The 10717-nt window shown below is 71.8% G+C and carries 1 protein-coding gene (cut by a window edge); it reads left to right on the forward strand.

The window, feature by feature from the left end:
- Nucleotides 1–10709, forward strand: partial view of an Ig-like domain-containing protein gene (locus tag OV207_RS37685; protein ID WP_324291557.1) — the final stretch only. Its footprint begins 22099 nt before the window's first position; only the last 10709 of its 32808 coding nucleotides appear in the window; its start codon lies off the left edge, out of view; it ends in the stop codon at nt 10707–10709.
- The last annotated feature ends 8 nt before the right edge of the window (nt 10710–10717 follow it).

The raw sequence follows: 10717 nt of genomic DNA on the forward strand, positions 1-10717 counted from the left end.
CTGTTTCCTGGGCGTTCCAGGTGGAAGCCACCGACGACGGCGATGGCTCCGTGACGACCACGCTCCACGTGGATGGGCAGCCGGTCACGCTGTCGAACGGGAGCTACCGCTACACCTGGCCGGTGACGGCGGTGGGCTCGTCCTCCGTGCTGACCGCCACCGCGACGGACGCGAGCGGCAACGTCAGTGACACCGTGTCGGTGACGGTGGATGTGGTGGACGACTCGCCGCCGGAGGTCTCCTTCCAGACCCCGCTGGCGGACGCGACCCACGACGAGGGCGCGTCGCAGGCCATCGTCGTGGCGGCCTCCGACAACCATGGGCTTGCGTCCATCGAGTTGCAGTTGGACGGCGTGCCGCTCGCGAAGCTGGACGTGCCGAGCGGCGTGAGCGGGACCTTGTCCCACACGGTGGTGCTGGCCCCGGTGCCGGGCACGGCCACCCAGGTGACGCGGGTGTTGACCGCCTACGCCACGGACAACCAGGGGCAGGTGTCCGCCGCGGAGCCGCGCACGCTGACGGTGCTCCGCGATGCGCAGGCGCCCACGGTGGTGCTGCGCTCGCCGGTGGACGGGGGCCGCGTGGTGGGGGGAGCGGACTTGTTGCTCCAGGCGACCGCGTCCGACGCCAATGGCGTGGGCTCGGTGGAGTTCCTCGTGGATGGCGCGTCCGTGGGGACGGTCCAGAAGGCGCCTTGGGCGCTGACCTGGAGGGCTCCCGGCGCGGAGTCCGCAGAGCCGCATACCGTCAAGGCGGTGGCCCGGGACTCCCGTGGAAACGCAGGGGAGGCCTCCGCCAGCTTCACGGTGGAGCCGGCCTCCTCCCAGCCGTACGTGGCGCTGAGCGAGCCCGCGGTGGGGGCATCGCTCCCCGAGGGACGTCCCTTCGAGATCGTGGTGACGGCCACGGCCCCGGCGGGAGTGGCCTCCGTGTGGGTGCGCGCGGGAGCCCAGGAGTTCAACCTCACGCAGGCGCCGTGGCGGCTCACCGTGGTCGCGCCCGTGTTGGAGGGCGGCTCCTCGCCGATGGCGCTGATGCTGGAGGCGCGGGTGACGGACCGTGTCGGTGTCACGAGCCCCACGGTGCACACGCAGGTCAACGTGGTGGACGACGGGCAGGCGTCGGTGGCCCTGTCGCTGTCCCAGGAGCCGGATGGGCTGCTGCTGCTGGGCGGCTCGACCCTGGCGCTGACGGGCGCCACGGATGGCGGAGGGACGCCGGTGCTGTCCGCGCGCGTCGGGGACGTCCTGCTGCCGGTGGATGCGCGTGCCGGGGGCACCAGGGGTGAGGCGCTGCTGCCGGACGGGCCCGAGGGCGCGACGGTGGTGACGCGGGCGACGGCGCTGGCGGTGGGCGGCGCGTCGGCGACGGTGGAGCGGACCGGCACCCTGGCCGTGCTGGCCGGTGGCGTGGCGACGCGGCTGGAGGACTCCGTGGATGCCCTGACACCGGTGGCGCTGGTGTCGCGCGGCGACACGGTGCTGGTGGTTCGCGGGGACGCCGGGAGCGGGCTGCTGGAGCTGCGCTCGCGGCAGACGGGCGCGAAGCTGGCGACGCAGGACGTGCTCGGGACGCCGGTGGGCGCGGTCTTCATGGGGGACTCGGTGTTGGTGGCGGTGCGTCGCAAGGGCGCGGGGGCGTTGGAGCGCTACGCCCTGCCCGGGCTCGTCTTCCAGGATGCGACGTCGCTTCCCCGTGCCCCCCAGGCCATGGACGGAGCGGACGGATGGATCGCGCTGGCGACGGACCAGGGCGTGGAAGTGCGCCGTCCTGACGGAAGCCTCGCGGGTCAACTGGCGCTCGGGCGGGTGAAGAGCGTGTCGGCGGAGGGCGAACGGTTCTTCGCGCTCACGGACACGGGGTTGAGCGCGGTGGAGGTCTCCGACGCCCAGCCTGCTTCGCTGGAGCTGTCGCGCGTCGAACTGGGCGCGTCGGACTTCACGGCCGTCGCGGCGCTGGCGGACGGGGGGGCGTGCGTGGTGGGCGCGCGGGTGCGCTGCTTCGGGATGGACGCCGCGAAGGCGCTCGTCTCGCGCGGAGAGACGGTGCCGGGCGCGGTCGCGGTGAATGCGAGCGCCTTGGGCGAGATGCTGGTGATGGGAACCGCTTCGGGCGCCCGTGTGCTGGACGTGCGAGGCCCGCCCCGGGTGTCCGGTCTGTATCCGGCGGTCTCCGGACCGGCGACCCTGGTGCCGGGAGCGCTCATGGGGGGCCATTCCCGGGGGGTGGCACGGCTGCCGGTGGTGCGCGGTCCCGCCACGCCCCACCTGGCGATGACGCTGCCATCCACCGCGGTCCAGGGCTCGCGGCTGGCGCTGGGGGCGCAGGTGACGGATGACGTGCTGCCGCTCAACGCGTTCACGGCGGAGCTGTCCGTGAACGGCGTGGTGGTGGACGTAAGGGACTCGCGCCTGCCGACGTGGGTCGACCTGCCGGTCTCGGGAAGCACCGCGACGGTGGAGCTGGTGGTGCGGGACCTCGCCGGACGCCAGGCGCGCGTCCTGCGCGAGCTGTCACTGACGGCGGCCACCAGCGGGCCGGAGCTCGCGAGCGTGAACGCGCCGGCCTACGTGGATGAAGGGACCTTCTTCCAGGTGGTGGCCGTTCCGAAGGACCCCGCACGGGTCGCGCAGGTGGAGGTCACGCTCGCGGGCGGAAGCCCCGTGATGCTGACGGCCCCCATGCTGGCGGGGGAACTGCTGGCCCCGCTGGTGGGCGAGCAGGCGTCGATGCAGGTGTCCTTCGTGGCCATCGACGCCGAGGGGCGCCGTGGCCCGGCTTCCGCGAGCACGCTGATTGTTCGCGACAGCGGCGCGGTCCAGGTGCCGTCGGTTTCGCTCGAGCCCGTGGACGACCTCAGCTTGTCCGCTGTCGAGGGACGGTTCGTGAAGGTGCGGGCGACGACCACGGTCGGCTCGGTCGCCACCTCCGTGCGCTTCCTGGTGGGCCAGACGGAGGTGGCGCGGGGGGTGGGCGCGATCACCGAGGCCATGGTGATGATGCCGCTGGGCGTGGGGGCGCGTCAGGTGGTGGTGAGCGCGGTGGCCCGGAATGGCAATGGCCCCGAGTCCGCTCCGGCGACGCTGACGTTCGGGGTGTCGGATGACGTGGAGGCCCCCTCGCTGTCCATCACGACGGATCCTCCGGGGCCCTCCGTGGCCGCGGGCAGCGAGCTTCTGGCCAGGGCCGCTTCGGCGGACGACACGTCGCTGGAGCGCGTGACGCTGGGGCTGTGGCTCGCGGGCGTGCGACAGGCCCGGGGGGGCACGGAGGTGCGCTTCCTCGTGCCGGAGCAGACGCCGGTGGGGACGGCGCTGGAGCTGAGGGCCCGGGCCGAGGATCGGTCGGGCAACGTGACGCCGCTCACGGTGATGCGCACGGTGGTGGGGCCCGCGCTGCCCGTGGACGTCACCGGGGTGGCATTGCAGGGGGCCACGCACGTGACGCGGCTGGGAGAGCGCGTCTACGTCGCCCATGCGAAGGGCTTGTGGGTGGGGCGGGTGACCGGGCCGGCGGAGGCGCCCGTGTTGGAGGCACTGGGAGGCGTGACCACGCCGTCCGCGCCGCTATCGCTGGCGGCGCTGGGCTCGCATGTGGCGCTGGCCCTGGGAGAGGCAGGCCTGTGGTTGGTGGACGTGGACACCCCCACGACGCCGGTCGTGGTGTCACGCCTCGCGGGTCACTACACCGCCGTCGCCGCGTCGGACCGCTTCTATACGGCCCGGACCCAGGGCGGTGCGCGACTGGTGGAGTCGCTGGACGTAGGAGACCCGTCCGCGCCGCTGCGGACGATGGTGAACCAGTCCAGCACCATGGCCCTGGCGGGAGCCGTGATGGATGGGCCGCTCATCGCGACGAATGCTTCGTCCGTCCAGGTGCCGATGGTTTCCGAAACGGGCAACGTGGGGGTGCTCTCTCTCTCCGTGCAACCGGCGCTGGTTCGTGGGGTCCATGTGGACGGGGACCTGCTGGTGATGGGGACGGACCGGTCGCTGCGGGCCTGGATGCGGCCTTGGGCTGCGAACCTCTTGATGACGCAGGTGGCGGATGTGCCCCTGCCGTCGGGCGTGCGCGCGCTCGAAGTGGCGCGGGGCGTGGCCTATGTCCTGGATGACGACGGCTGGCTGCGCGTCGTGGACCTGCGCGAGCCGACCTCGCCGCAGCTCGTGTCGAGGACGTGGCTGGGTGCGAACGACCTGAAGATGGGTGGCGGCCTGCTGTTCACCGCGGGGCCGGAGGGTGCGCGGGTGCTGCGTCTGCCTGTCCCCACGGCGGGCGTGACGACAGGGGCGGTGGTCCTGAACGACACGGTGCTCGGGCTGACCCCGTTCCGGGGGGGGGCGCTGGTGGCGGCGCGGACCGCCGGGGTGCGCTCCGTGTCCGTGGCAGGCGGCTCGGCGCCGCGGGACGTGGGGGTGGCACGGGCAGGGGTGGACGTGCGCCAGGTGGAGCGCGCGGGCCGCGACGTGCTGGTGCTGGATGGCCAGGAGCTGAAGGTCTCCCGCGAGGCCCCGGATGGGTCGCTGCCGTCGTCGGACAGCCGGGACACGGCGTTGCTGGCGGCGCTGGGCAATGTGGACCGCTTCGCGGCGTCCCCGGGGCGGCTCTGGGCCGTGTCCGCGGGAACGGTGAAGTCGCTGCGTTGGCCCGCCGCGGAGGGCGCGGCCTCGCTGCTCCTGGGCAGCGCGGTGATGGATGTGGCGGGCGACGACCAACGGGCGTTGGTGGCGCTGGGAGCCCAGGGCGTGGCGGTGGTGGAGGTGGCGCCATCCGGCCAGCTCCGCCGCGTGGCGACGCTGCCCGTGAATGCCTCCACCGTGGCGCTGGCGGGACCGCTGGCGGTCGCTGGCGGTGCGACGTCGTTCTCCGTGTTCGCGTTGGAGGACGGGGGGGCACCGCTGCTGGTGGGCACGGTGCCGACGGCGGGGGCGGTGCAGCGCATCCGGTTGGAGGGCCGGCTGGCGCTCGTCAGCGAGGGCGCCGCGGGGGTCGAACTGTGGCACCTGCCGGAAGGCCAGCCCTTCACGCGCAAGGCACGGCTGGCGGGGATGGGCGCGAGTGACGCGGTGCTGGCGGCGGGGCAGGTGCTGGTCGCCGCGGGGTCGGCCGGGGTGCGGGCCTTCACGCCGCCCACGGACGTGCTGCCGGCGGTGCGGGTGACCGCGCCGACGGGGACGGCGGTGGCGGAGACGGGGGCCGAGGTCGCGCTGTCGGCCCTGGCGTCCGGCGTGGGCCTGGATGCGGCGGAGCTGGTGGTGGATGGCCAGCCGGTGGTGGCGCTCGACGAGTCGGCGCCGCGGGCGCGCTGGACGGTGCCGGGAGGCTCGGTCGCGGGGCAGCGGCACGCGCTCCAGGTCCGGGTGCGGGGCGCGGGAGGCACGGAGGCGCTGTCGCCCGTCCTCACGGTGGAGGTGAAGGCCCCGACGACGGGAGCCCCGGCGGTGGCGCTGGATTCGCCGGCGGCGAACCAGCAACTGCGCTCGGGGGCCCTGGTGACGCTCTCCGCGCGTCGCACGGGGGGACTGTCCCCGGCCACGATGGTGGCGCGCCTGGGGACGCTGTCACTGGGGCGGCTGTTTCCGGATGCGGCGAACCCCCGGGTCTACAAGGCGCTGGTGCGCCTGCCGGTGGTCGACGCTGCGGTGGAGGAGACGCTCACGGTGGTGCTGTCGGACGGCGCGGGCCGGGTGGCGGAAGCGTCCACTCCGGTGCGCCTGCTGGCGGACTCGCTGGCGCCGGGTGTGCCCACGGGGCTTCCCGCGCAGCTGCGCGCCGGGCCGTACGTGAATGCGCTCCAGGTGTACGCCTCGGATGACGGCGTGGTGTCGCTGGAACTGGAGAAGGACGGCGTCGGGCTGGCGACCTCGCCCGAGGCCAACGGCAACGCGAACCTCGCGTACGCCCTGCTCCTCCCCGAGGACGCGGTGGGAACGCAGGTGACGCTCAAGGTGACGGCCCGGGATGCCGCGGGACGGCAGACCCCGGTGGAGAAGACCTACACGGTGGCGCCGGATGGGGTGGCGCCGAAGGTCACCCTGTACTCGACCCAGCCGCCGACGACGGCCATTGAAGGCAGCAACATCCAGGTCCAGGCGACGGCTTCCGACGTCGACGGGGACCTGGCGGGCATCCAGTTGTACGCGGACGGGGCGCTGATTGGCACGGGTGCGGGGACGTTCGTGACGGCGACGTACACGATGCCGCTTCTCGCGGTGAAGTCGGCGGTCGTGTTCCGCGCGGTCGCGACCGACAAGCGGGGCCGCACGGATTTCACCGAACGCACGACCACGGTGCTGGCGAACCTGCCTCCCGTGCTCCGCTTCACGATGACGCCCACCCCACCCGCGCTTCGAGGGGAGACGGTGACCGTCTGCGTCGAGGCGAAGGACAACGCGAACATCGAAACCTTCGTCGCCACGGTGGAGGGCGCACCGCTGGGCGCGCCGACATCGTGTGGCGCGGGGTGTCGCTCCCGGTGCCTGGCCGTGACGGCGGGGGCGGCGGCCACGCAACTGGTGGCGGCGGCGAGCGCTTCGGATGACCTGGGCGCGCTCACCGAAAACACCCACACGTTCCCGGTCGTGGCCAATCAACCGCCGGTCGTGGCCCTGGCCCCGCTCACCTCCGTGAGCAAGGGCGTGAACGTGACGTTGTCCGGTTCGGTGCAGGACGAACGCGGCCCGCTGGCCTGGGCGGAGTTCCGGGTGAACGGAGCGCTCGTGGGGACCCGCATGAACGCACCAGGGGTCGGGGCCTCCCTGAAGCGCACCTGGTCTCCCCCGACAGTGGGGGTGATTCGCATCTCGCTGGTCGCGCAGGATCAGCTGGGCCTTGTCGGGGAGTCCTTCCAGGATGTGATGGTGGTGGATCCGCAGGAGCCCACGGGCGTCATCGCCGCCGACGACATGCAGTACGAAGGCATGGACATCCTCGTCCAGGGCAGCAAGACGCTGCGGATCGACGGAGCGCACACCTTCCGCAATCTCTATGTGCTGGGAGGCGCCACGCTCACGCACAGCGAGCAGGGCGTGTCGGGCCGCAACCTCCTGGACCTGACCGTGACGCAGGAGGTGCGCGTCGACAGCTCCAGCAAGATCGACGTGAGCGGGCGCGGCTACCTGGGCGGCTGGCGGGGGGCGAATCAGCAGCGGCCCGGCTTGACGACGGGACATGCCTCGACCGGGAAGACGGACGTGGGGGGAAGCCACGGCGGCTACGGGTATGCGGAGGGCTACAAGGCGGGCAGCAACCCGCCGACGCCTGTCTATGGCGACTACTGGGATCCGGATGACTTCGGCGCCGGAGGCTCGGGCGGTGTCTCGTCGACTTCACTGGGGGGCTCGGGAGGCGGTCTGATCCGGTTGCGCGCGGGCAGCATGAAGCTGGATGGCAGGCTTCTGGCGAACGATGGGCCAACCAACTCTCGGGCAGGCGCTGGTGGCGGCATCCGGGTGGATGTGGGCGCGTTGACGGGCGTGGGAAGCATGGAGGCCGGGTCGATCTCCGGCGCCGGTGGACGGGTGGCCGTCTACTACGACACGGAGACCAGCTCCTTTGACTGGAGCAAGGTGTCCGCGAAGGGTGGAACCGTGGGAGGGGCGGGCACGGTCTATTTGAAGGGCAGCCTGCAGCAGGACGGCGAGCTCATCCTGAACAATGGGGACAACTCGCCCAGCCTTTCGAGCGTGAAGCCCACCCCGGTGCCGGGGGGGACGTATGACCGCTTCGCGGTGCGCGGCAGGGCCGTGGTGGAGGTGGCGCAACTCCTCACGACCCCGACTCTGGAAGTGAACGGAGGCAGCGTCGTCTTCCTGGACGAACTGGCTGGGGGGTTCACGACGCTGCGGGTGCAGGGGGGCGGTACCTTGGACCTGCGGCAGCCGTGGTCCTACGCGGCTGGCATGGCGGTGGAGGTGACGGGCAACAATTCGGCACTGAGGGTGACGGGTGGAGCGCCGCTGCGATTGTCGAACCTGAAGGTGACGGGAACCGGCGCGACGCTGGCACTGAATGCCAACCTGGACGGTCAGCCGCGGTCGCTGGAGTTGGAGGCCCCCACGGTGGAGGTGGGCAGCGGGGCGTCCATTGACGCAACGGGGGCCGGCTACCTCGGTGGGCACCAGGGAGTCAATGAACTGGAGCCAGGGCGGACGACCGGCAACGTCTCTTCCGGCAAGAGCGTGGCGGGAGGCAGCCACGGGGGCCACGGATACTCGAACGTCCTGGCAATCGGCGCCGTGCCAGTGCCGACCTATGGTGACTCCAAGAACCCGTCAGACTTCGGTTCTGGAGGCTCGGGCGGAAACCCGGCGGGAGCTTTGGGTGGCAATGGCGGCGGCCTGCTCCGGTTGACGGTGGACACCCTGCAGTTGAACGGCACTGTCCGGGCCAATGGAGGGAAGAGCGCGGGTCCCTTCGGTGGCGCGGGCGGAAGCGTCCGGGTGGACGTGGGGGCGCTGACCGGCACGGGGGCCCTGGAAGCCGTGGGCGCGGATAACGGTGGTGGCGGGCGTGTGGCCGTCTACTACGACACGGCCCGCACCAGCTTCGACTGGAGCAAGGTGTCCGCGAGGGGTGGTAACGCCGCGGGGCCGGGAACGGTGTTCCTGAAGGGGAGCCAGCAGCAGGACGGTGAGCTCATCCTGGACCACGGCACCAGCACCGTCAGCACCAACAACCCGAAGCCCACCCGGGTGCCGGGGGGCACGTATGACCGCTTCGTGGCGCGCAACAAGGCTTTCGTGGAAGTGACGGGAGCGCTCTGGGCGTCCGACCTGCTGGTGGACGGGGCCTCGGTCATCGTCCAGGGCGCGCTGAGCGGAGACCTCACCGCGCTGCGGGTGCTGGGCAGCGGGGGGCTCCTGGACCTGCGGCAGCCCTGGGCCTTCGCTGATGGGCTGGCGGTGGAGGTGAACGGAGCGAACGCGGCCCTGAGGGTGACCGGCGGCAATCCGTTGCGTCTTTCGACCCTGAAGGTGACGGGCACCGGTGCCACCCTGGCGTTGAATGCCAGTCTGGATGGGTCGGCGCCGCAGCCCCTGGCCTTGGAGGCCGCGACGGTGGAGGTGGGCACCGGGGCCTCCCTCGACGTGAGCGGCGCCGGATACCTGGGCGGGTGGCAGGGCGCGAATGAGCAACGTCCGGGCCGGACCGTCGGGAATGTTTCGACGGGCAGGAACGCGGCGGCCGGCAGCCACGGTGGTTTCGGAGACGTGGAATCCAGCTCCACGGCGGTGCCACTCCATGGTGACCTTCACGCCCCGATGGACTCCGGCGCGGGGGGCTCGGGAGGCGCCGTGTCTTCGCTGACAGGAGCAAGCGGTGGTGGTGTGCTCTGGTTGAAGGCGGGCAGCTTGAAGTTGGATGGCAGACTCCTCTCCAATGGCGCGCGGAGTCTCTTCTCCACGGGCTACGATGGGGCGGGAGGAAGCATCCGACTGGAGGTGGGGGCCCTGACCGGGACCGGAAGCATCCAGGCCTCTGGCGGTGGCGACAGCGGCAGCGGTGGCGGTGGCGGCGGGCGTGTGGCCGTCACCTACGACACGGCGACCAGCACCTTCGACTGGAGCAGGATTTCGGCGCCAGGCGGGGTGTCGGGAGGAACGGGCACCGTGTTCCTCAAAGGCAGCCAGCAGCCGAATGGCGAACTGGTGCTGGACCAGTCGAACCATGCCCTCAATCGCGCCATCCTCGCACCCACGGTGGTGTCAACCGGAACGTATGACCGGATCCTGGCGCGCAACGCCGCCTGGGCGGAAATCCTGGAGGGGGTGTCCACCTCCATCATCCAGGTCGAGGGGACCGGGACGGGCCTGCTCCTGTCTGGAGTCCAGCCGCGACTGCTTTCGAGCCTGAAGGTGACCGGCCTGAATGCGACCCTGGGCGCGGGCCGGGCCGAGGACGGCAGCCCGTTGCCCTTGAATCTGGAGGTCAGTGGCGCGGTGGAGGTGGGGCCTGGCGCCGCCATCAACCTGGACGGGGCCGGATATCTGGGAGGGCGGCAGGGCGTGAACAAGACGCAGGCGGGGCGGACCCTGGGAAACCTCTCGACCGGGCTGAACAACGCCCACGGAAGCCATGCCGGCCATGGGGCGAACATGAATGTGGCGCCCTATGGCGACTACCAGGAACCGAAGGAGGCGGGCGGAGGCGGTTCGGGCGGCCCGGGAGCCCAGCCGGGAGGCAATGGGGGGGGCGTGCTTCGGCTGGAGGCGGCGAGCCTGCGGCTGGACGGCATGCTCCTGGCGAGCGGCAAGGACAGTGGCTCGGGCTACTACAGTGGCGCGGGCGGCAGCATCTGGCTGGACGTCGGCGCGCTGACGGGCACGGGGTCCATGGCCCTGGTGGGTGGGACCAGCGGAGGCGGTGGTCGCGTGGCCGTCTATTACGATGAGAGCAGCACCACCTTTGACTGGACCCGAATCAATGCAGTCGGTGGCTACCAGGGCGGTGGACCCGGCACCGTGTATCTGAAGGCCCATGCCCAGCCGTACGGGGACCTCATCGTCGACAACGCCAACGGCCAGTTCAACCCGTCGACCCAGCTCCCGACACCGCTGCTCATCAACGCCACGGGCTCGCGGACCTTCCGCAACCTCACCGTCACCCGGAAGGCCTCCCTGGCCACGCCGGACGCGCTGAACATCACCGGCACCCTGACCGTGGACTCCAGTTCGCGCTTGCAGTCGTCGACCCACAACCTCCCATGACCCGTCTT

It is taken from the genome of Corallococcus sp. BB11-1 (assembly GCF_026626625.1).
Lineage (GTDB): Bacteria > Myxococcota > Myxococcia > Myxococcales > Myxococcaceae > Corallococcus > Corallococcus soli.